Source organism: Roseobacter sp. OBYS 0001, assembly GCF_019654895.1.
GTDB lineage: Bacteria > Pseudomonadota > Alphaproteobacteria > Rhodobacterales > Rhodobacteraceae > Roseobacter > Roseobacter litoralis.
This window is the reverse complement of the sequence record NZ_BPES01000001.1, coordinates 802,489-826,176: the sequence shown is the minus strand read 5'-3', so window position 1 is coordinate 826,176 and position 23,688 is coordinate 802,489. Positions and strand designations below refer to the sequence as shown.

General features: G+C 57.6%; 17 protein-coding genes and 1 tRNA gene. 8 read left to right on the top strand and 10 right to left on the bottom strand.

Going from position 1 to position 23,688, the window contains the following annotated elements:
* Window positions 1–4 precede the first annotated feature (4 nt).
* From alaS to guaB, 5 genes are all read right to left on the bottom strand, one after another.
* Complete coding sequence (gene alaS / locus K5Q35_RS03955; RefSeq protein ID WP_220798520.1) at window positions 5–2,662, bottom strand: alanine--tRNA ligase; 2,658 nt, start codon at window positions 2,660–2,662, stop codon at window positions 5–7.
* Between the two features lie 145 nt (window positions 2,663–2,807).
* Window positions 2,808–3,887, bottom strand: a complete 1,080-nt coding sequence (recA, locus tag K5Q35_RS03950) for a recombinase RecA (protein ID WP_013961757.1) — start codon at window positions 3,885–3,887, stop codon at window positions 2,808–2,810.
* 238 nt (window positions 3,888–4,125) lie between these two features.
* Complete coding sequence (locus K5Q35_RS03945) at window positions 4,126–6,423, bottom strand: ATP-binding protein (protein WP_220798519.1); 2,298 nt, start codon at window positions 6,421–6,423, stop codon at window positions 4,126–4,128.
* Between the two features lie 104 nt (window positions 6,424–6,527).
* Window positions 6,528–7,688, bottom strand: a complete 1,161-nt coding sequence (locus K5Q35_RS03940) for an RsmB/NOP family class I SAM-dependent RNA methyltransferase (RefSeq protein ID WP_220798518.1) — start codon at window positions 7,686–7,688, stop codon at window positions 6,528–6,530.
* A gap of 41 nt (window positions 7,689–7,729) precedes the next feature.
* The gene (guaB, locus tag K5Q35_RS03935) at window positions 7,730–9,178 is read right to left on the bottom strand and encodes an IMP dehydrogenase (RefSeq protein ID WP_013961754.1); all 1,449 of its coding nucleotides are present in this window, start codon (window positions 9,176–9,178) and stop codon (window positions 7,730–7,732) included.
* Window positions 9,179–9,336: 158 nt separating this feature from the next.
* On the opposite strand from guaB, the gene K5Q35_RS03930 reads away from it, so the two are divergent.
* The 4 genes from K5Q35_RS03930 (at window position 9,337) to K5Q35_RS03915 (ending at window position 13,389) form a co-directional block, all read left to right on the top strand.
* Window positions 9,337–10,323, top strand: coding sequence for an agmatinase (locus tag K5Q35_RS03930; protein WP_220798517.1), 987 nt, complete (start codon window positions 9,337–9,339; stop codon window positions 10,321–10,323).
* Window positions 10,324–10,471: 148 nt separating this feature from the next.
* Entirely contained in the window at window positions 10,472–12,520 is a 2,049-nt protein-coding gene (locus K5Q35_RS03925; RefSeq protein WP_220798756.1) for an ASKHA domain-containing protein, read from the top strand.
* Window positions 12,521–12,611: 91 nt separating this feature from the next.
* Window positions 12,612–12,685: transfer RNA gene (locus K5Q35_RS03920), tRNA-Gly, on the top strand.
* 221 nt (window positions 12,686–12,906) lie between these two features.
* Window positions 12,907–13,389: a thioesterase family protein gene (locus K5Q35_RS03915; RefSeq protein ID WP_220798516.1), complete on the top strand. Its 483-nt coding sequence runs from the start codon at window positions 12,907–12,909 to the stop codon at window positions 13,387–13,389.
* Between the two features lie 10 nt (window positions 13,390–13,399).
* Here K5Q35_RS03915 and pgi read toward each other — a convergent pair whose 3' ends face one another.
* The 3 genes from pgi to zwf are packed head-to-tail and all read right to left on the bottom strand — an operon-like array spanning window position 13,400 to window position 17,127.
* Window positions 13,400–14,992 (bottom strand): glucose-6-phosphate isomerase, encoded by a 1,593-nt coding sequence (gene pgi, locus K5Q35_RS03910; RefSeq protein ID WP_220798755.1) that lies wholly within the window; start codon window positions 14,990–14,992, stop codon window positions 13,400–13,402.
* A complete protein-coding gene (pgl, locus tag K5Q35_RS03905) occupies window positions 14,989–15,660 on the bottom strand; it encodes a 6-phosphogluconolactonase (protein ID WP_220798515.1) in 672 nt (223 codons plus the stop codon). The genes pgi and pgl overlap by 4 nt, the downstream gene beginning before the upstream one ends.
* 3 nt (window positions 15,661–15,663) lie before the next feature.
* Complete coding sequence (gene zwf, locus K5Q35_RS03900) at window positions 15,664–17,127, bottom strand: glucose-6-phosphate dehydrogenase (protein WP_013961748.1); 1,464 nt, start codon at window positions 17,125–17,127, stop codon at window positions 15,664–15,666.
* Window positions 17,128–17,298: 171 nt separating this feature from the next.
* Here zwf and K5Q35_RS03895 point away from each other — a divergent pair, with 171 nt between their 5' ends.
* Entirely contained in the window at window positions 17,299–18,246 is a 948-nt protein-coding gene (locus K5Q35_RS03895) for a radical SAM protein (RefSeq protein WP_220798514.1), read from the top strand.
* Between the two features lie 13 nt (window positions 18,247–18,259).
* Here K5Q35_RS03895 and K5Q35_RS03890 read toward each other — a convergent pair whose 3' ends face one another.
* A complete protein-coding gene (locus K5Q35_RS03890) occupies window positions 18,260–18,529 on the bottom strand; it encodes an usg protein (protein ID WP_220798513.1) in 270 nt (89 codons plus the stop codon).
* Window positions 18,530–18,720: 191 nt separating this feature from the next.
* Between K5Q35_RS03890 and gyrA the strand changes: the two genes are divergently transcribed.
* The 3 genes from gyrA to K5Q35_RS03875 all read left to right on the top strand — a co-directional run bounded on the left by gyrA (window position 18,721) and on the right by K5Q35_RS03875 (window position 22,152).
* Window positions 18,721–21,459 (top strand): DNA gyrase subunit A, encoded by a 2,739-nt coding sequence (gene gyrA / locus K5Q35_RS03885; protein WP_220798512.1) that lies wholly within the window; start codon window positions 18,721–18,723, stop codon window positions 21,457–21,459.
* An 85-nt stretch (window positions 21,460–21,544) separates the two neighbouring features.
* Window positions 21,545–21,790 carry a glycine zipper 2TM domain-containing protein gene (locus K5Q35_RS03880; RefSeq protein WP_013961744.1) on the top strand — a complete coding sequence of 82 codons (246 nt, stop codon included), beginning with the start codon at window positions 21,545–21,547 and terminating at the stop codon, window positions 21,788–21,790.
* Between the two features lie 14 nt (window positions 21,791–21,804).
* A complete protein-coding gene (locus K5Q35_RS03875; RefSeq protein ID WP_220798511.1) occupies window positions 21,805–22,152 on the top strand; it encodes a hypothetical protein in 348 nt (115 codons plus the stop codon).
* 55 nt (window positions 22,153–22,207) lie between these two features.
* On the opposite strand, the gene K5Q35_RS03870 is transcribed toward K5Q35_RS03875, so the two are convergent.
* Complete coding sequence (locus tag K5Q35_RS03870; RefSeq protein WP_220798510.1) at window positions 22,208–23,686, bottom strand: carboxypeptidase M32; 1,479 nt, start codon at window positions 23,684–23,686, stop codon at window positions 22,208–22,210.
* Window positions 23,687–23,688 lie beyond the last annotated feature (2 nt).

Sequence of the window (23,688 nt, the reverse complement as noted above, 5' to 3'; positions counted from 1 at the left end):
CGATTTATCCTTTCAAAACTGTTTCCACGGCAGCGATCGCGGCATCCGCGTTGGAGGCATCTTTTGCCCCTCCCTGCGCCATGTCGGGCCGTCCACCGCCGCCTTTGCCGCCAAGGGCTGACACGGCGGCCTTGACGAGATCAACGGCGGATACTTTCTCCGTAAGGTCTTTGGTAACACCTGCGGCAACGGCTGCTTTACCATCCGCATCGGCGATCAGTAAAACGACGCCCGATCCCATTTGTTCTTTCATCTGATCCACGAGCCCGGGCAAATCCTTGCCCGTCACGCCTGAAAGCACCTGCGCCAAGAGGGGCGTCCCTGCCACGTCTTTGACGTCCGGCGCGGCACTTCCGCTACCGCCACCCATCGCCAGTTCTCGGCGCAGCTGTGCAACTTCGTTGGACAGGGCACGGCGTTCGTCCAAAAGGCTGCGCACACGCTCTGGCACATCAGCAGCCTGCGCCTTAAGATCCGACGCAACGGCGGCCAAACGCTGATCCTGCGCACGCAGATGCGCCAGCGCCGCAGCGCCCGTCAGGGCTTCGATCCGGCGCACACCGGCGCTGCTGGCACTATCCCCGAGCGCCACAAAAGCGCCGATGTCGCCGGTCTGGCGCACATGCGTTCCGCCACAGAGTTCCAGCGAATAGGTGTCCCCGTTCAAACCCTTCGCAGACCCTTCCTTGCGGCCCATGGACACCACGCGAACCTCATCGCCATATTTCTCACCGAACAGGGCCTGCGCACCCAGTTCCCGCGCGGCATCCGGCGTCATGATGCGGGTCTCAACCGGTGCGTTTTGGCGGATGTAGGTGTTCACATCTGCTTCAACCCGCGCCAGTTCTTCGCTGCTCAAGGCCTGCGTGTGGCTAAAATCAAAGCGCAACCGATCTTCTGCGTTCAAGGATCCGCGCTGCGCCACATGATCACCCAATGCCTCGCGCAATGCTTCATGCAACAAATGCGTCGCCGAGTGATTGGCGCGGATCGCCGTGCGGCGGGCTGGATCAACCGTCAATTGGGCCGCCTCACCCACGGAAATGACCCCTTCGGTGACCTTGGCCGTATGCACGAAGACATCCGCAGTTTTGCGGCAATCCGTAACAGTTGCGGTTCCCTTAGCCGTTTTGATCACGCCTGTATCGCCGACCTGCCCGCCGCTTTCTGCATAGAAAGGCGTCTGGTTCAACGCTATTTGAACGGTCTCTCCGGTTGTGGCCGTATCCGTCGCCGCGCTGTCCTGAACAAGCGCCACGATCTGCCCTTCGGCCACTTCGGTGTCATAACCAAGAAAGTCGGTTGTTCCTTCAGCGTCCGCCACGTCAAACCAGACCGTCGCATCCGCGGCCTCGCCAGTGCCCGACCACGCAGCGCGCGCCTTGGCTTTCTGCGCGGCCATCGCAGCATCAAACCCGTCAGTATCAACGCCGCGCCCCTTTTCGCGCAGCGCATCCTGCGTCAGATCAAGCGGGAAACCATAGGTGTCATATAGCTTGAAGGCCGCAGCGCCGGGCAGATCATCGCCATCGGGCAGCGCGTTCAATTCGTCATCCAACAGCTTCAAACCGCGCTCAAGCGTTTGTTTGAAGCGTGTTTCTTCCTGTAAGAGCGTCTGCGTGATCATGCTTTGCGCCTGACCCAATTCAGGATAGGCAGCTCCCATTTGCTGCACCAATGCAGGCACCAGCTGGTGCATCAGTGGATCTTTTGCGCCCAATAGATGTGCGTGGCGCATGGCGCGCCGCATGATCCGGCGCAGCACATAACCGCGCCCGTCATTGGATGGCATCACACCATCCGCCATCAGAAACGACGTAGACCGCAAATGATCTGCGATCACGCGGTGGTGCGTTTTGCATGGCCCATCGGGGTCGGTGTTGCTGGCATCGGCCGACGCCTCGATGAGGCTGCGCATCAGGTCGGTGGCATAGTTGTCGTTGGTGCCCTGCAACAAGGCCGCAACCCGCTCGATGCCCATACCGGTGTCGATGGACTGCGCGGCCAGATCACGGCGTGTTCCGTCTTCAAATTGCTCATATTGCATGAAGACGAGGTTCCAGATTTCAACGAACCGGTCGCCGTCCTCTTCCGGCGATCCGGGGGGGCCGCCCCAGATGTGATCCCCGTGGTCATAGAAAATCTCGGTGCATGGACCGCAAGGGCCCGTCGGTCCCATCATCCAGAAATTGTCATTCGTGGCGATCGGGATGATCCGGTCTTCGGGCACGCCGACCTTCTTCCAGATTGCGGCGGCCTCCTCGTCCGTGTGATAGACCGTGACGTAGAGACGCGATTTGTCGATGCACAGATCACGGGTCACGAGATTCCAGGCGAAAGGAATTGCGTCTTCCTTGAAATAATCGCCAAAGCTGAAATTACCCAGCATTTCGAAAAACGTGTGGTGCCTTGCCGTGTATCCGACGTTATCCAGATCGTTGTGCTTGCCACCCGCGCGCACGCATTTCTGCGCCGTGGTGGCGCGCTTGTAGGCGCGGGTTTCAACCCCGGTGAACAGGTTTTTGAACTGCACCATCCCAGAGTTTGCAAACATCAATGTCGGATCGTTGCGCGGCACAAGCGGGCTGGAGGCCACGACCGAATGTCCCTGTTTCTCAAAGTACGACAAAAAGGTTGAGCGAATATCGTTCAGCGTTTGCATGATGCGGGCCTTCGGGCGAGATATTTCAGTTCAGGATCAAATACCCCTGTCGGTCGTGGCTGTCCACAAGCAGCTTGCGCTTAAATGGAAAAGAGCGCGACCGTTTGGCGCGCTCTTTAACAATCAACTGAACCCTGACGCCGTTTCAGGCCTCAAGTATGTCGTCGTCTGCTTTTTTCTCATGTGCCGGCATGTCGAAATCAAGCCCATGTGCTGCGCGGATCTTATCCTCGATCTCAAGCGCCATCTGGACGTTCTCACGTAAGAAACCTTTGGCGTTTTCGCGACCCTGCCCGATACGCTCATCGCCATAGCTGAACCACGACCCGGATTTATCCACCACACCTGCGGCAACCCCAAGATCCAGCAATTCGCCCATCTTTGAGATGCCTTCGCCATACATGATATCAAATTCGACTTGCTTGAAGGGTGCGGCAACCTTGTTTTTGACAACCTTGACCCGCGTGTGGTTGCCAACGACTTCGTCGCGGTCTTTCAGTGCGCCAATACGCCGGATATCCAACCGAACGGAGGAGTAGAACTTAAGCGCGTTACCACCCGTTGTTGTCTCGGGCGAGCCGAACATGACGCCGATCTTCATCCGGATCTGGTTGATGAAGATCACCATGCAGTTGCTGCGGCTGATCGATCCTGTCAGCTTGCGCATCGCCTGGCTCATTAGGCGGGCCTGCACACCAACGGAACTGTCGCCCATGTCGCCTTCGAGCTCGGACTTCGGCGTCAGAGCGGCAACCGAATCCACAATCACCATGTTCACGGCACCAGAACGCACAAGCGTATCAGTGATTTCCAGCGCTTGTTCGCCAGTATCAGGTTGGCTGATCAACAACTCGTCCAGATCGATACCAAGCTTTTTCGCATATGCCGGGTCCAGCGCATGTTCGGCGTCCACGAAGGCGCATACGCCACCCGCTTTTTGCTGTTCTGCCACACAGTGCAGGGTCAGCGTGGTTTTACCAGAACTTTCGGGTCCATAGATCTCGATGATTCTACCCATCGGAAGACCGCCGATTCCCAAGGCGATATCAAGACCCAACGAGCCCGTGGAGCTGGCCGTGATGTCCTGCACGGCCCCCGCGGTGCCCAATTTCATGATCGAGCCCTTGCCGAACTGGCGCTCAATCTGAGCCAGCGCGGAATCAAGCGCCTTTTGTTTGTCTGCGGATTTTTTGCTATTCATGCTGAGTAGATCTGCCGTTGCCATTTCATTTCCTCTTACTGTCACAGTTTGCCCGCTGCAGCAATCGCTGCTGACGTGCACCGTGCGTTTGTTCTCATTACGTTCCTTATGGGACCAAAGTGAGAACATTTCAATTTAAATTTTCTGAAACTACTCTTCCCCGAAACTGGTTAAAGAGTGATTGAGGAACTTCCCAAGGCTCAAATTGATTTCTTCAATTATGTGTGACCCTTACACGTAAGGGGCGAAATTTTGAAATAAGTCAGTGCAACTGCTCGTGAACAGTGTCCGTTAAGTCATTGAGAGAAAATGGTTTTGGCAGAAAGACGGAGTTGGGTATCTTCATCTGCGCCTCGCCAAAGCTGTCCTCGGCATAGCCCGAGACAAATACCACACGCACATCCGGTCTGTCCTTTAGTGCCTCGCGCACCCAGCTAGGGCCATCCATACCGGGCATGACCACATCTGTGACAAAAACGTCTACGTTCAGCGTTTCATCCTCGAGCGTCTTAAGGGCGGCTTCGGCAGAATCTGCCTCCAGGACCGTGTAGCCCCGCAAGCGCAGCGCGCGACTGGCAAACGCCCGGACCGGTGCTTCGTCCTCGACCAGCAGGATCACACCATCACCGTGCTTGCCGGTAGGTTTTTTTGTTTCAATTCGTTTGGCAACGGGCTCTGATTTTCTATGTTCCAGCACCGGGAAGTAGAGGGTAAAGCGCGTCCCAACGCCGACGGTACTGTCCACAAAAATATAAGCGCCCGTTTGTTTGACGATCCCGTAAGCCGTTGAAAGGCCAAGGCCGGTGCCCTCCCCCGTGCGTTTCGTCGTGAAAAATGGCTCGAACACCTTTTGCAGCTTGTCTGACGGGATACCAATACCGTCATCGGACACGTGCACGGTGACATATTCACCCACCGGTACAGTGACGCGGTCGCGGTTGAGCGGCGCTTTGAGTCTGATGCATTGGGTTTCAATGCGGATTTCGCCGCCATTGGGCATCGCGTCGCGTGCATTCACAACGAGGTTCATCAAAACCTGCTCCAGTTGGCGCTTATCGGCGCGGATGGGCAGCAGAACAGGATCATGCGTGAGGGTCAGCGTCACCTTTTCGCCCACCAACCGGTTGAGCAAATGGGTCAGATCAGCGAGCGTATCGCGCATATCAAGCGTTTCCGGACGCAGGGTCTGTTTGCGCGAGAAGGCCAGAAGTTGGCCAACCAAAGCCGCAGCCCGGTTCGCATTCTGATTGATCTGAACCAAATCGCTAAAATCAGGGTCGCCTTGATCATGTCGCAGCAGCAACAGATCACAATGACCTGAAATGGCGGTGAGAAGGTTGTTGAAATCATGCGCAACACCGCCCGCCAATTGGCCTATTGCCTGCATTTTCTGGCTTTGTACGAATTGCGCCTCGAGAGATTTCAGCTCGGTTGCGTCGCTGAGCACCGCAATAAGTGTTGGATCGCCGCTTTCAGAAATCCTGTTCAGGGTCACCTGAACAAATACCTCTTTGTCGATGCGCTTGAGGCGGAGAAACTCCGTGTGCTGTGTTGCGCGCCCGGCAAGGGTTTCGGTCAACCAGTCCGTGATCGAACGGCCAAGCCCCTCCATGAGGTCTGACAAATGGACGTCGCGTTCCAACGCAACACCAATCAGATTTGACGCCATGAGGTTAAATGCCTGAACCTGCCCATCTGCCCCCACCTTGAGCAGGGGAACGGGTAGGTTTTCAAATACGTTCCATTCATCATCTCGCACCGACGGTGGACCCGGTGGCAGCAAGTACAACGCCTTGCGCCCTGCCCCGGCAGCCAACTCGGACACAAGTACCTGTGTCACACCTTCGACGCCCTGAATATCGCATACGGCGCCGGACTGCACAGGCATCGTTCTGAACAACCGATCCAGCGATGTTACACGCCCCCCAACGAGGTCACGCGCAGGATCATTCATATATAAAATCGCATTATTGCGACCGACGAGGATCATTGGCAGGACCGGTCCGTCGTGCTGGGTTGCGGCCACCACAACGTCCTCAACACGCCAGACATAGGTATCTGAACCGGGTTTATTGACGCCGACACGAATATGACCCTTGCGGGTCACAAGCTCCTCTTGCGCAAATCCCTCGGTGTCTGCGCGTGCCTGAAGGCGAAACAGGATGCCCGCCGGATCCGCAACCGTTCTATCAAGTGCACCGGCAAGCGTGTCACTTGCCTGTGCCTGAAACCGGGTGCGTGCGGCCTGATTGCTTGACAGGATCGCCCCATCGGCCTGCGCCAGAAAACTGGGGACGGCATCCTTGTCAATGAAATCGGATAGCGTGGCCAGGGTGGCTTTTTGACGTTTCACATGAACGCCCACCAACCCAAACAGCATCATGCACAAAACAGCCAATGCGGCAGCGGCAGCATAAAACGATTTCTGCAAAATCTCATGTGGCGCTGCGAGGCCCACAACAGCAAGTACGCCCGCGACGACCAGTATGCCGCCAAATCTGTTTTGTGCACCAAGCGCAAATTGGGTCAGTTTTGATGGAAGTATGGCACCTGTGGACAATCGCTCGCTCCTAGATCGAATCGCACCGTCATCAAAGCGCCCTAGGAGTTAATCCCGACTTAACCACGATCAGGTGTGCTCGTTAAGGTTGAGTATTGCAGCAATTATCCGCGCGTCAAGTGTGCCGTGTAGAACCCATCACAGTTTTCCGATAGCGGCCAGCGTCTTTGGTAGCGGCACTGCCAGTCTGGGTTCCTAGATAGAAACGTCTCTACCTGATCTTCGTTTTCAGCTTTGAGCACTGAACATGTGGCATAAATGAGCCAGCCATTCTCGCTCAAAAGCACCGCCGCCTGTTGCAGTATGTCCTGCTGGATCGCCTGAAGTTCTTCAAGGCGCGCCGCGGTAAAACTCCACTTTGCCTCAGGACTGCGCCGCCATGCGCCACTGCCCGAGCATGGCGCATCACACAGCACCAGATCGAACGGCATATGGGTGCGCAATTGGTCTGTCGAAAGTTCCTGTATCCCGACACCCGCGCGCTCGGCGCGGGGGGAAAGATCCCGCATGCGGGCAGGATCACTGTCATGTGCGTAAACCCGACGGTTGGGTTGCGCCGCCATGGCCAGCGCCTTGCCGCCCCCGCCCGCGCAGTAATCCAGACACGTCAGCGCTTGTGGCAATGCGTCGATCACGGCTTGCGAGGCGGCGTCCTGCAATTCAACCTGACCCGTCAGATAGGCCGTCGTGTTCCTCACCCGTCTCGCGCCCTCAATCACCGTCAAAGCGGTTTGCGCAACAGGGTTCGCAGTTGTCACCACGCCGTCACTTTGAAGGTTTTGCATCGCGGTTGCTACATCCGCCTCTTTCAAGTTGACCCGCAAGCTCACAGGTCCGCGGTGCGTCAATGCCGCGGCCACGGCGCCAGCCTCTGCCCCTAAACTGCGCTCAAACTCAGGCACAAGCCACTCTGGCAGGTTCCACAGCGCGCATGCTGTATCCCGATCTGTCCCCCGGCTTTGTTCCTCATCGGACAACGGGTCCGGGGCATAGCCCTGCGCGTTGAAAAACTCAGAAGGGTCAATGCCGTTGTACCGCAGCAGTCCAAGCATCAACGCCCGGCCCGACACACCGCCCCCAAGGGCCGCAACCGTATCCTTGAGGCGCAGCACGTCAAAGACATGGTCCCGCACCGCCGCGCGATCCTTGGACCCGGCAAAACGGCTTTGTCGCGCCCATCGCGTTAACGCCTGCTCAGCTGCGCGCCCTTGCGATACAGCATCCAATATCTCGATGGCGGCAGCGATGCGCGCGGCGGGTGTCATGGCGGTCTCTCTTTCAGGTCAGGCGGACGGGCAGTATTTGGTCATCCGACCCGATAATTCGGACTTTCACGTGTGATCTGAACGTCATGCACATGGCTTTCCTTCAGCCCCGCACCTGTAATCTTGACGAACTTGCAGTTGGTGCGCATTTCATCCACGGTTGCACAGCCGGTGTAGCCCATCGCAGCGCGCAACCCACCCACGAGTTGGTGGATGACGGCACCCGCTGACCCTTTGTAAGCCACCTGCCCCTCGATCCCTTCGGGTACGAGTTTGTCGCTTGCAGCGTCTTTCTGGAAATACCGGTCCGCTGACCCGCTGGCCATGGCGCCAAGGCTGCCCATCCCGCGATAGCTTTTGAAGCTGCGCCCCTGATAGAGGATCACCTCACCGGGGCTTTCGTCGGTGCCCGCGATCATGCTGCCGACCATGGCGCAGGAAGCCCCCGCCGCAATCGCCTTGGCGAAATCGCCCGAAAACTTGATCCCCCCGTCCGCGATGACCGGGACGTCACCCGCCGCAGCCGCGCAGTCAACGATGGCCGTAAGCTGTGGCACACCGACACCCGCGACCATGCGCGTGGTGCAGATAGACCCCGGACCGATGCCAACTTTGACCGCATCGGCACCCGCATCGATCAGCGCGCGGGTTGCCTCGCCTGTGGCGACATTGCCCGCTACGATCTGTACTTCGTTGCTGAGGCTTTTGGCGCGCCGGACCGCGGCAGCGACACCCTCAGAATGACCATGCGCGGTGTCGATCACAATCATATCCGCACCCGCATCAACCAGCGCCGCAGAGCGTTCAAACCCTGCATCCCCCACCGTGGTGGCGGCCGCGACACGCAAGCGGCCAAGTTCATCCTTGCAGGCCGTGGGATTGAGCACCGCCTGTTCGGTATCTTTCAGGGTAAGCAACCCCGTCAGCTTGCCATTCCCATCGGTCACCAGCAGTTTTTCAATGCGCCGCGCTTTCATCAGGCTGATCGCCTCATCCCGGTCGGCGGGTTCCTGCAGGATGGCGAGGTTTTCGCCCGACATCATCACGGACACGGGCGTGCGGTCATCACTGGCAAACCGCATGTCGCGATTTGTGACAATGCCCAAAACGCGCCCCTTCTCATCGACCACGGGAAAACCGGTGACCCGGTATCTGTCCTGCAGGGCCTTGGCATCGGCAAGCGTTTGCTCGGGGCGCAGAGTGATCGGGTTATAGACAATCCCGCTCTCGAACCTTTTGACGCGCCGCACTTCCTGCGCCTGCTCCTCGATGGTCAGGTTGCGGTGGACAACACCAATTCCGCCCGCCTGCGCCATCGCAATCGCCATGCGCGCCTCGGTCACCGTATCCATGGCGGAGCTGAGCAGCGGGATGTTCATCGCAATCGTGCGCGTGACGCGCGTCCGGGTGTCTGCAGTCGATGGCAGCACAGAAGACGCACCGGGCACCAGCAACACATCATCAAAGGTCAGAGCCTCACGAATCTCCATGGCATACCTCGCAATCGGAGCAGTTCATTTGGCAGTTTCCTATTTCATGGGTCCCGCGAAATTAAAAGGGGCAAAATTGTCCATGCGGCACTGTGTGATGATTGCCAAGCGGTCCAGCGCAGGGCAATGCTAGCCCTGAAGACAATAGGACGGACACCATGACAGATCATAGTTACGCGAGCGGCAGGCTGGATTTACCTTTTGTGGGCATCTCAACATTTGGCAAGCGCCCCTACGTGGCCGACTGGGATACACTGGACGCTGATGTTGCCGTCTTGGGTGCGCCCTTTGATGGCGGCACCCAATGGCGGGCCGGGGCACGGTTTGGCCCGCGCGGTGTGCGCGAGGCGTCCACTCTGTTCAGCTTTGGTCACGCAGGCGCTTATGATCACGAGGATGATGCGACCTACCTGCCTGCCGATGTCAGGATCGTCGATATGGGCGATGCGGATATCGTGCATACCGCAACCGAAAAAAGCCATGAAAACATCCAAACCGGCGTGCGGGCCGCCCTGCGCGCAGGCGCGCTGCCTGTGGTGATCGGCGGGGATCATTCCATCAACATCCCCTGCATTCGGGCCTATAACGGGCCGGAATACAGCGGCGGGGCATTTCATATCCTGCAGATTGATGCGCATCTGGATTTTGTCGATGAGCGCCACGGGGTGCGCCACGGGCATGGCAATCCGATGCGCCGTGCCGCCGAACAGAGCTATGTCAGCGGGTTAACGCAAGTTGGCATTCGCAATGTCAGCTCGACCGCACGCGAAGGATACGCAGATGCCCGCGCCATGGGCTCGCAGATCATATCGGTGCGTCAGGCGCGCAAGATGGGGCTTGAAAAGCTGCTTGATAGCGTGCCCGCCGGGGTGCCTGTCTACATCACGATTGATATTGATGCATTCTGCCCCTCCATCGCGCCGGGGACGGGCACGCCCAGCCATGGCGGTTTTCTATATTATGAAGTGCTTGAGCTGTTGCAGGGCGTGGCGGGGCGCAACCCGATCATCGGCCTTGATCTGGTGGAGGTGGCACCAGATTATGACCCCACCGGCAGCACCTCCATTCTGGCGGCTCAGCTTCTGCTGAATACGATTGGTTTCATCTTTCACGCGCGGGGACAGTCGCCAACGCTTGTGCCCTAGACGGCTGATCCCCGAAAACCTCATGAACTTTATGATAAAATCGAAAGAGGAATGCCGCGGCTGACGCATCAAATGACGCGGATCGGCTGTCTTGGGCCGCGCCGTGATCTATGGTAGGGCAAATCAGTTCAACAGGCGGCACATGTCCATGCGCAATGATCCTCTAGTCGTATTCACGCCCTCGGGTAAACGCGGCCATTTTGAGGTCGGCACACCGATCCTGACCGCTGCCCGGAAATTGGGCGTTGATCTGGATTCGGTCTGTGGCGGGCGCGGCATCTGTTCAAAATGTCAGATCACCCCAAGCTACGGCGAATTTTCCAAACATGGTGTCACCGTACGTGAGGGCGCGCTGTCCGAATGGAACAAGGTCGAACAACGCTACAAAGACAAACGCGGCCTGATCGACGGGCGCAGACTGGGATGCCAAGCGACGGTGCAGGGCGATGTGGTGATCGACGTGCCGCCCGAAAGCCAGGTGCATAAACAGGTCGTGCGCAAACGCGCTGAAGCGCGGGACATTATCCTCGATCCATCGACCAAGCTTTATTACGTCGAAGTGGCCGAACCGGACATGCACGACCCCTCCGGTGATCTGGAACGTCTGCGTGACGCGTTAAGGGATCAATGGGAGCTGGAGAACGTCGCAGCGGACCTGCATATCCTGCAAAGCATGCAGCCGATCCTGCGCAAGGGCGACTGGAAAGTCACGGTGGCTGTGCATCTCGGCGATGCCGAAAACCCGCCGCGCATCATGAACATCTGGCCCGGCTATTACGACGGCACCGTCTATGGTCTGGCGGTCGATCTCGGCTCAACCACGATTGCGGCGCATCTGTGTGATTTGCAAACGGGCGAGGTGCTCGCCTCTTCCGGGGTGATGAACCCCCAGATCCGCTTTGGCGAAGACCTAATGAGCCGGGTCAGCTATTCGATGATGAATGCCGGTGGCGCGGATGAGATGACCGAAGCGGTGCGCGAAGGCATGCGCGCGCTCTTTACCCAGATCGCCGCTGAGGCGCAGATCGACAAGGCGCTGATCGTGGATGCGGTTTTTGTCTGCAACCCGGTGATGCACCACCTGTTTCTCGGGATTGATCCCTTTGAGCTTGGGCAGGCCCCCTTTGCGCTGACCACCAATAACGCGTTGCGCCTGCGCGCCGATGATCTTGATCTGAACATCCACCCCTCCGCGCGGGTCTATCTGTTGCCATGTATCGCAGGACATGTCGGAGCCGATGCCGCCGCCGTGGCCCTGTCCGAGGCACCGGATAAATCCGACGATCTGGTTTTGGTGGTCGACGTGGGCACCAACGCGGAAATCCTGCTGGGCAACAAGGAAAAGGTGCTCGCCTGTTCCTCGCCCACCGGACCCGCGTTTGAGGGGGCGCAAATCAGTTCCGGACAGCGCGCCGCCCCCGGCGCCATTGAGCGTGTGGAAATAGACCCCATAACAAAAGACCCGAGGTTCAAGGTCATCGGCTCTGACCTGTGGTCAGATGATCCCGATTTCAGCAAAGAGGTCGGGCCCTCCGGCATCACCGGGATATGCGGTTCCGGCATTATTGAGATGGTCGCAGAAATGCGCATGAATGGCATCGTCGATGCACCCGGCCTGATCGGCTCCCCAGAACAGACCGGCACGCAACGTTGCTTTCTGGATGGGCGCACCTATTCATACCTCGTCTTTGATGGCAAAGCAGAAGGCGGCCCCCGTATTACCGTGACGAACCGCGACATTCGCGAAATTCAGATGGCAAAAGCGGCGCTCTATTCCGGCGCGCGTTTGCTGATGGATAAATTTGGCGTCGACAAGGTTGACCGCGTGGTTCTGGCGGGCGCTTTCGGGGCACATATATCGTCCAAACACGCGATGGTTTTGGGGATGATCCCGGATGCACCGCTCGACAAGGTGACATCCGCCGGAAATGCGGCAGGCACAGGGGCGCGCATCGCGCTGCTCAACACAGCCGCGCGCGCGGAAATCGAAGCGACGGTCGGGGCCATCCACAAGATCGAAACCGCGATTGAACCTCGTTTTCAGGAACATTTCGTGAATGCCTCCGCCATTCCAAATTCGGTTGAGCCCTTCCCCATTTTGAATTCCATAGTTTCCTTGCCGGACGCCACGTTTAACACGGGCGGCGGTGCCGAGGACGGTAGCGGTGGGGGGCGGCGCAGACGTCGGCGCGCCTGACGCGACCTGACGCGCAGGAAAACAGACCAATGAGGCAAACAGGTGCGGATTGCTTGACGGTATTGCACAGGTTCGCTAACAGCAGCGCAAGGCGGGTATGGTGAAAAGGTATCACGGCAGCTTCCCAAGCTTTAGTTACGAGTTCGATTCTCGTTACCCGCTCCATCTTTTCTCAACGCGTATTTATGTGCTGAAGATAACAGTTCACTGAAAACGGGCGTTTACTCGTGTGGTGTCATTTCGGAAAGAAATGAGCGCACAGCAGTCGCTTGATATCCAAGGCAACTGGCATGATGCGTAACCGTATTTATGTCAGCCTTTTGCCCGATACCCTTGGTGCTGACGCAACCCTTGGCAATCCCGGCCCGTCACGCTAAATGCGCGGCATGACACTCGCTTACCACACACCCTTGCCTGCGGACATGCAGGCTCAGTTGGGCATCACGCCGCCTGCCCCTTTGGCCATGGCCGATCAGGTGCGCTTTTCTGAGCTGGACGTTCTACAACATGTGAATAACGCCGTCTATATGCATTGGTTTGAACGTGTTCGCGTCAAGTACACACAGATTTGGGGCCTCAGTCGCAGCTTTGGAGGCGTTGAGGGGCCGCGTATTGTGATCCGGTCAGGCACTATTCACTACCGTCAGGAAATGTTGCTGGATGAAGATTATGTTGTGACCTGTGGCTGCACCGCTTTTCGCAACACGTCCTTTTCGATGCATCAGGAACTTTGGTCGGGCGGCACGATCCGCGCGACATTCCAATGTGTTCTCGTCTTATTGCACCCGGACGGAAGTGGGCGTTATGCAATTCCTGACGACCTGAAACAGCGATTTATCGAGGTTGATGGCGCACAAAAAGAGACGTAAAGCGCGTGATTTACCCTCTGTTTGCTATTACATACCCCACCAACTGGGCGGTTGAGCTGTCTTTGCCATCTGCAGGCGCTTCCCCATCCACAATCGGTTGTAGCGACGTGGCAAGCTCTTTGCCCAATTCGACGCCCCATTGGTCGTAGGAGTTGATGCCAAGGATAACGCCCTCCACGAACACCCGGTGTTCATAGAGCGCAATAATCTGCCCCAACATAAAAGGATCAAGTTTGGGATACACCAAGGTAACCGAGGGCCTGTTGCCCGCAAAGACACGGTGACGCGCCTGACGCTCAAGTTCCGAGCCCGTAAAGCCCGCTTTGACCATCTTGTCGCGCGCTTCATTCAGCGACCGCCCCCGCATCAGGGCCTCTGACTGCGCGAGGCAATTTGCGACAAGCAGATTGTGGTGATGGGCCAGCTCGGCCTCATGTCCTTCGGCCGCCACCAGGAATTCGCACGGGATCACACGCGTCCCCTGATGGATCAGTTGGTAAAAGGCATGTTGCCCATTGGTCCCTGCGGCCCCCCAGACAATCGGCCCGCTGTCCCCGATAACATCATCGCCATTGATCTGGACACTTTTGCCATTCGATTCCATTTCGAGTTGCTGCAGGTAATCAGGCAGCTTTGACAGGCGCTGATCATAGGGAAGCACAGCGCGGCTGCTGTAACCGCAAACCTGCGCGTGCCACACACCCACAAGAGCAAGCAGCACCGGTAGATTCTCACGCCAGTCGGCGGCCTGAAAATGCCGGTCCATTGCCTGTCCACCCCGCAGAAAGGCATCAAACCCCTTGGGTCCAATCGCGATCATGAGCGACAGGCCAATCGGCCCCCAGACTGAGTACCGCCCGCCGACCCAATCCTCGAAACCAAAAACCCGCTCGGGCGGGATGCCAAAAGCGGCTGTCAGTTCATCCGCTGTGGACAGTGCCGCAAACTGGACCTGTGGGTCGCCCCCATGTTCGGTCATCCAGGCGCGCGCAGTGCGCGCATTCGTCATTGTTTCAATGGTCGTGAACGTCTTGGAAGCCACGATGACGAGCGTGGTCTTCGCATTCAACCCACGCAGCGTGTCTGCAATATGCGCCCCATCTACATTCGAAACGAAGTGGCACCGCGGCCCATCATGATAGGGCGACAATGCCGCAACAGCCATCGCAGGCCCCAGATCAGATCCGCCAATCCCGATATTGACCACATCAGTTACATCGCTGTCACGCACCAGCCGCGCGAAGGCCCGCATCCGGTCAAGCGTGGCCAGAACGCCCGGCATGACATCGGCACCGTCCACCTGCACCGGGCCACCGTCCAGATTGCGCAGTGCCGTGTGCAACACCGCGCGCCCTTCGGTGTCATTGATGGGCTGGCCCGCGAACATCGCCGCGCGCTTTTCCGCCATGCCAGACGTTTCGAGCAACTGCGACAGCAGTTTCAGCGTTTCATCGTCGATGTTCGTCTTGGCAAAATCAAAAAGCATATCGCCGGTTCTGGCGCTGAATTTCCGCGCGCGGGCCGGATCATCAAACAAAGACAGGATTGACCTGCCCGCTACATGCGCCTGTTTTTCGCGCAACGCATCCCACGTCGAAGTCATGCGGCCCAATGGATTGTTCCCCCTTGAATGACAGCAGCGATCGGCGCTTCCTCTGGCGGTCGACCCATTGCGTCCTCCAGTGCCGCGCGCTTGTCTTGTCCGAATATGATCAGGTGCTTGTCCATCGCCCCCTTCAAAGCCGCCGCGCTAAGCGTGATGCGTACATCAGGCTGGCTGCTGGCCTCAATCGGACACAGCGCGGGCGCGTCGGGGTGCAAGGCTTGCGACAGCCCTTTGGCACCCGGAAAAAGAGAGGCGGTGTGCTTGTCATTGCCCATGCCCAGCACGACCATCGACAAAGGCATCTGTGTTCTCACGGTTTCAGACAATACCGGTGCGGCCTCATGCGCTGTTTCCCCTGCCCTGTAAAATGGCAAGAACTGCGCCTTGGCGGCGGGCCCCTGCATCAAGCGCGATTTAACCAGTGCTGTGTTTGAGCGTTCGTGGTCTTCGGGCACCCACCGCTCATCCGTCAGCATGATCGTGACCCGGTCCCAGTCCAGATCTGCCGCACAGAGCACGTCAAAAATCGGCCCCGGTGTCGTGCCACCCGGCACCGCGAGACTGACCTTATCCTGTATCAAAAGTGCGTTTTTCAGACCACTTGCGAGCGCGTCCGCCACGCCGATGGCCGCAATGTCCCTGTCGATATACTCAATGATTTGCATGGTTCAGATCTTTCGCCATTCTCTGTTGTCCCGGCCCATCAATTGCGCGGATGCATCCGGCCCGTCGCTGAAACTGTCATAGGGTTTCGGCACATCGCCCCGGTCTGTCCAGCCTTGAATGATGGGATCGGTCCAACCCCATGCCGCCTCTACTTCATCACCGCGCATGAACAACGTCTGATTGCCCCGGATCACATCCATGATCAACCGCTCATAAGCATCCACCGATTCACCGCCATCCGGGCCAAGCGCTTCCGCAAAGGTCATATCCAACGGCACATCAATCAGACGCATACCGCCAGGGCCGGGTTCTTTGATTGTCACGCCAAGTGTGATGCCTTCATTGGGCTGAAGCTTGATCGACAGAACATTGCGGTGCCGCCCTGCGTCTTCGGCAAAAATGGAATGCGGGGTTTCCTTGAACACGATCGATATCTCACTGGAACGCTCGCGCATGCGCTTGCCAGTGCGCAGATAAAACGGCGTACCGGCCCAACGCCAGTTGGCGATATGCGTTTTCAGTGCCACAAAGCTCTCTGTCTTTGAGCGTGGGTTGCCCGCCGCCGTCCGGTAATCGGGATGATTTTCAATATCGTTTGCATCCGCTTCATATTGCCCCCGGACGATGTGGTGCGGCTCCACCGGTTCAAGGGCGCGGATCACCTTCAGCTTTTCGTCCCGTACCGCATCAGGATCAAACCGTGCGGGGGGCTCCATCGCGATCAGACACAAAAGCTGCATCAGGTGGTTTTGAACCATATCGCGCATGGCCCCTGCCCGGTCGTAGTATTCGCCGCGCCCACCTACTCCCACGGTTTCAGCAACAGTCACCTGAATATGGTCGACAAACTGGCTGTTCCAGAGGGGCTCGAACAACATGTTGCCAAAACGCACAGCCATCAGGTTCTGCACGGTTTCCTTGCCAAGATAATGATCGATGCGGTAAATCTGCGTTTCGTCAAAATACCGCGCGAGCGTCGCATTCAGCGCTTTGGCCGTTTCGAGATCTCGCCCAAAGGGCTTTTCCACAACAATCCGTGCTTTTCGGTCGGCCAGCCCATGGCCTTGCAAACGCTCTGCCAGCGGGCCGAACAAGGAGGGGGCCACAGAAAAGTAATAGGCCTCGACCCGGTCCACTGACGTCACCTTTTGGGTCAGCTCTGCCCATCCGTCCTCGCCCATGGCGTCAATCTGAACGTAAGAGACGCCTTTTAAAAAGTCATCCAGCATCTCCGCATGGCTTTCTGCACCCGGACTGAATTCACGGACCGCATCAGCGACGAGCTGCGCATAGGAAGCATCAGACATATCCGATCTGGCGGCACCGATGATCCGCGCCGTTTTCGGCATTTGCCCGGCACAGAAGCGTCGAAACAAAGCAGGCAGGATCTTGCGTCGGGCAAGGTCGCCCGTGCCCCCGAATACGACCAGATCAAATGGATCAACCGGAATAACGCGTGAAACCATGATGGGCACCTCATGTAGCAGGCCGGATTCGGCTCGGGTGAGTGTTAGCGCAAACATGGGCCAATGGTAAAGCGTTCACAACACTGTGCGCATAAATCAGGTAGCACTTTCTTGCCTTCTATGCTGCTCTCGCGCAAATAGATTTGCAAAGACGCAGGGAGCGACTGGCAGATGAAAGACCGGCTTGAGGCAAACATTGGAAAGTTCCAAAACCCTGAAATCACTGCCAAAGGTGAGCCGCGCGCGCGTGTCAGGCTGACACATCCCAAGACGCTTTGGTTCAACACCGGTACATTGTGCAACATCGAATGCGTGAACTGCTATATTGAAAGCAGCCCAACCAATGATGCGCTGGTCTATATCTCAGCGGATGAGGTGCGCAGTTATCTGGACCAGCTTGAAAAACGCGCATGGCCCGTGACTGAAATCGCCTTCACTGGCGGCGAACCCTTCATGAACCCTCAGATGATCGATCTGGCGCGGGCGGCTCTTGAGCGCGGATATGACGTGCTGGTTTTGACCAATGCCATGCGCCCGATGATGCGCAAGAACATGCAGGTCGGGTTGCTGGCCCTGAATGCGGCCTACCCCGGCAAAATGACGTTGCGCATTTCAGTCGATCACTACGATGCATCCCTGCATGATGACGAACGCGGCGTCGGCGCTTTTGACAAAACGCTGGCCGGCATGAAATGGCTGCGCGACAATGGCTTTACCATGGCAGTCGCGGGACGCTCTATCATGGCACAGAGCGAGGCGGAAAGCCGCGCAGGCTATGCTGCGTTCTTTGCGCAGCATGGGTTTGATATTGATGCGCATAACCCGGCCGTCACAGTACTGTTTCCAGAGATGGACGTATCCGTTGAGGTGCCGGAAATTACCACCGCATGCTGGGGTATTCTGGACAAGTCACCCGATGGCATGATGTGCGCATCGTCACGTATGGTGGTCAAACGGCGCGGTGCGGCGTCACCGGCCGTGCTCGCCTGCACACTCTTACCTTACGCGCCCGAGTTCGAGCTTGGCGAGACGCTGGAGCAAGCTGAGCAGGATGTCGCGTTGAATCACCCGCACTGTGCAAAATTCTGTGTGCTGGGGGGCGCGAGTTGCTCTGCCTGAAACGCGCGGAATGTCAGTGGATCGTGAATTCGCCCGTCACGTTACGCCACTCCCCCGGCGACACCATCTTGCGATGGGTAAAACGCACCGAGTGCAGGGGGCCTTCAATTTCCGACTGCCAAAACTCAACGAACTTAAATAATTTCGGATGATCCGGGGCCAGGTCGTAATCCTGCCAGATGTAACTGTTCAACACATGCGTATAGTCCGGCATGTGGTAAAAAAACTCAGCCGTGGTCAGCCCATACCCTTTAAGCATAAACTCTGTTTCTGATTGAACCATTTTTCCCTCTTTTTTGCGTACTGTATCTTCAGCATGCCATGAAAAAATTACTTTTCAATAAAAACAACGTATTGGCACTTGAGCAAGGTGGCTGCCAAGCATCGCAAGACAATTGGATTGCACCTTATGTACGGGCTCTGTTATGGTGAAGACACAAGATATAGACCCGGCGCAAAAAATGGGCAGACAACGTGAGCGATACACCACAACCCCCTGATAGTGATGATGAAATGCGCCCGGAGCGCCCTGTTTACGATGGGCCCTCTGTCAGCATCGAACAAGAAATGCGCACGTCCTATTTGGATTACGCGATGTCGGTCATTGTCAGCCGCGCGATCCCGGATCTGCGCGATGGATTGAAACCGGTGCACCGGCGCATCCTGTTCGCGATGCACGAAACGGGCAACACGCACGACAAATCCTACCGAAAATCCGCGCGTCCGGTTGGCGATGTGATGGGTCAGTATCATCCGCATGGTGACAGCGCGATTTATGACGCGCTTGTGCGTATGGCGCAGGATTTTTCAATGTCCCTGCCGCTATTGGATGGTCAGGGTAACTTTGGCTCGATGGACGGCGATAACCCGGCGGCGATGCGTTATACCGAAGTGCGCATGGACAAGCCCGCTGCCTATCTGTTGGCCGATATAGATAAGGATACGGTCAATTATCAGGACAATTACGACGGCAAACAAAAAGAGCCGACCGTCCTGCCCGCCCGCTTTCCCAATATGCTGGTCAATGGTGCTGGCGGTATCGCGGTTGGCATGGCGACCAACATTCCGCCCCACAATCTGGGTGAGGTGATTGACGCCACGCTGGCACTGATCGAGGAACCGGACCTGACGTCTGAACAATTGATCGACTATGTTCCCGGCCCGGATTTCCCGACGGGTGGCATCATGCTGGGCCGCACCGGTGCACGCAAAGCCTATCTTGAGGGCCGCGGGTCCGTCATCATACGCGCCAAGACGCGGGTCGAGGAAATCCGCAAGGATCGCTGGGCCATCGTCGTTGATGAAATCCCCTATCAGGTGAACAAGGCGACGATGATCGAAAAGATCGCCGAACAGGTGCGCGAGAAAAAGATCGAAGGCATTTCACACGTACAGGACGAATCCGATCGCAATGGCGTGCGTGTCGTCGTCGAGTTGAAGCGTGATGCGACGGCTGAGGTGGTGATGAACCAGCTTTACCGGTTCACGCCGCTGCAAACCTATTTCGGCTGTAACATGCTGGCGCTGAATGGCGGCCGCCCTGAACAGCTGACGCTGCGCAAGTTCCTGACCTATTTCATTGATTTCCGCGAGGAAGTTGTCGCACGCCGCACGGCGTATCTGTTGCGCAAAGCGCGCGAACGCAGCCATGTGCTCTGTGGTCTGGCCGTTGCGGTTACAAACATTGACGAAGTTGTCGCGACGATCCGATCTTCTGCGGATGCAAGCGAGGCGCGTAGCAAGCTGATGACCCGCCGCTGGCCGGCGCAGGACATCCTGCCCTATATCGCGCTGATTGATGATCCGACCCATACGGCGAATGATGACGGCACGTACAATCTTTCAGAAACACAAGCCCGCGCGATCCTTGATCTGCGCCTGCAACGTCTGACCCAGATCGGTGTCAAGGAAGTCACCGACGAACTTGAAGAACTGGCGGGTAAGATCAAGGAATACCTTGATATTCTGGGATCGCGTGATCGCATTATGAGCATTATCTCGGATGAACTGCGCGAGGTGCGCGAGTTGTTTGCCGTGCCACGTCGCACCGAAATCGTCGACTGGTCCGGTGACATGGAAGACGAAGACCTGATCGCGCGCGAGGACATGGTCGTGACTGTCACCCAAGGTGGCTATATCAAACGCACGCCTTTGGCCGATTTCCGCAGCCAGCGGCGCGGCGGCAAGGGCCTGTCGGGCGGCAGCCTCAAGGAAGACGATGTCGTCACCACGCTGTTTGTGGCCAATACCCACACGCAATTGCTGTTTTTTACCACGGATGGCATGGCCTACAAGCTCAAGACATGGCGGCTGCCGCAGGGCGGGCGCACTTCCAAGGGCAAGGCGATTATCAACATTCTGCCGATCCCGCAGGGGGTCTCCATCGCGGCCATCCTGCCCATCGACCGTGACGAAAAAGACTGGTCCGAATTGCAGATCGTCTTTGCCACGTCTGCAGGCACTGTGCGGCGCAATGCGCTGTCCGATTTCACAAACGTGAAATCCAACGGCAAGATCGCGATGAAGTTCGAGGATGAACACGCCGAGACCACGCTGATCAACGCACGCATCGCCTCTCCGGATGATGATGTGATGCTGGTCACCGCATCGGGTCGCGCGATCCGTTTTCCCTCCACAGATGTGCGGGTGTTCAATTCACGCTCTTCCGTCGGGGTGCGGGGAGTGCGGCTGACCGGCGACGACAAGGTCGTGTCCATGTCGGTCATTCGTCATTTCAACGCCACTTCGGACGAGCGTGTCGCCTATCTCAAGATGCGCCGCGCCATGGCGGGTTTGGCGGATGATGCCGAGATCGAAGAAGAGGAAACCACCGGCGAAAGCGTCGAGATCGATTACGCCAAGATGTCGGCGGCGGAAAACCTGATCCTGACGATCACCGCGCAAGGGTCGGGCAAGTTGAGCTCCAGCCACGACTACCCGGTGCGCGGACGTGGCGGCATGGGCGTTCAGGCAATGGACAAGGCGATGCGCGGCGGACCAATCGTGGCGTCTTTCCCGGTTGAGATGGACGACCAGATCATGCTCGCCACGTCCAAGGGCCAATCGATCCGCGTCCCCGTGGAGGGAATATCGTTCCGCTCACGCTCGGCGGGTGGGGTCAAAGTCTTCAACACCGGCAAGGGCGAAGAGGTCGTCAGCGTCGCGTGGATTGCAGATCAGGGCGAGGAAGAAACCGGCGACGACGAGTCTTAGAGCCAGTGGCATCAGGGTTCATTGTCGGGACATTAGACCTGCCACGGCACTCACAACTGGAACGAACAACAGGAGGCGACATTAGATGATAAAACCCGTAACACTATTGCTCTTTTCGGCCGCTCTTGCGGTGCAGGCCTGTGGGCCTGCCGCGACCCCTGAACAACAGCAACAACGCCAACACAACATTGCCTGCGCGACTGGCACGATTGCCGGGGCCATAATAGGTGGTGCCATCGGCAATGAATTCGGCGGAGGCTCAGGTCAGGACATCCTGCGCGCTGGTGGCGCCGGGGCTGGCGCAGTGGCCGGTCAATCCTTTGCGTGTTAACGGGAGATATCGAAATGAAACTGACCTATCTGATACTGCCTGTGTTTGTCGCCGCTGGATTTCCGGCGATTGCGGAACAAATACCCTTGAACCAAGGACACCTCGAAGCGCTTGACAAAAACGGGGATGGTGCTGTGTCGAAAGCGGAATATGACAGCTTTGCAGATTTCGCTTTTGAAGAAATGGACCGTAACAAGGACTCCGTTTTGTCACCGGATGAGGTCGACGATCACCTGATCGGTGATGCTTTCGACATGCTGGACAACGATGCAGACGGATCCGTTTCAGAAGATGAATTTCTGCTGCAAATGAACGAGGACTTTGCCACGTCAGACCAAGATGGCGACGGTGTTCTGAACTAGCATTGCAAGAACGGGCAGCAGCGAACGCGCGGCCCGACGCTCGCATTCAACGCAGTTACAACGCGTAAATCCGGCTGAATTTGTCCTTGAGATAGGCAAGCAAGGGGCCCTCTGTTGGGGCAGCGCCGGTTGCGCGCTCAATGAGGTCGCGCGGCTCGTAAAGCCCGCCATGACACTGCACATTGTCCTTTAGCCAACGGGTTGCTGTGCGCGTATCACCCTGCCCCAGTTGCGTATCCAGATCCGGAACTGCACGCCGCAGCGCCTCATGAAGGCACCCGGCATAGACATTACCGAGACTATAGGTCGGGAAATACCCAAACAGCCCCACCGACCAATGCACATCCTGCAACACACCGTTTGAGGGTTTATCGACCGCGAATCCGAAATCGGCCAGGAAGCGGTCGTTCCATACAGCTTCCAGATCGCGCACGGTCAGATCACCCGCAATCAGCGCCCGCTCCAGATCGAAGCGCAACAAGACATGCAGGTTGTACTGAAGTTCATCAGATTCGGTACGGATGAACCCATTGTTCACCCGGTTGACGGTTGCATAAAACGCATCCTCATCCGGGATACCAAAGTCGCCAAACGCGTCGCGCATTTCACCGAATAACCAACCGGTAAAGGCCCGACTGCGGCCCAATTGGTTTTCATAGATGCGGCTTTGACTTTCGTGCACGCCCATCGATACGCCACTGCCCAAGGGCGTGAGCAGATAGGCATCGTCAATGTTTTGCTCGTAACAGGCGTGCCCGACCTCGTGGATGGTCGAATAGATGCAGTTAAAGGGATCATTTGCGCTGGTGCGTGTCGTGATCCGTACATCAAGGCCGGACCCGGAGCTGAACGGATGCACCGCCTTGTCGACACGCCCGCGCTGCATGTCATAGCCGAAGGCTTCTGCCAGTTTCAGCGTCAGCTTCATCTGTGCGCCCGGGTCAAACCGGCCTTGCACCTGTGCGGGCGAAGCGGCCTCAAGAGCGGCGGCGCGCAACGCCCTGAGTTCCGGGCGCAAAGCCCCAAACATCGCTTCGAGTTCTGCGCCTGTTGTCCCGGGTTCATAATCAGACAGGAGCGCGTCATAAACGTCGCCCCCTGCTGCGAGGGCCGCGCCCTCTTCCCGCCGCAAGGCAATCACCCTTTCCAGCGTGGGTGCAAAGGCCGCAAAATCGTCATTTGCACGCGCCTCAGCCCATACGCCCTGTGCGGCGGATGTGACCCGTGCCAGTTCGCTCGCAAGCGCCGCTGGTACTTTGGAGGCGCGCTCGAAACTGCGGCGAATATGGCGCAGCTGTGCCTTGGCAACACTATCCGTGCTGTTTGTTTCAGCTGCTGCAATCCAGTCGGCCATGCGCGGATCGGTCCGCCGTGCATGCAGGACCGCCTCAAGCGCTGCAGACTCTTCCGCACGTTGCGCTGCGGCACCTCGCGGCATCATGGTCTCCTGATCCCATTCAAGCCGTCCGGCAATGGCGGCCAGCGCCTGCGTTTCGCGGCTAAATGCCATCAGGTCGGTATAAGCATCGGCCATTT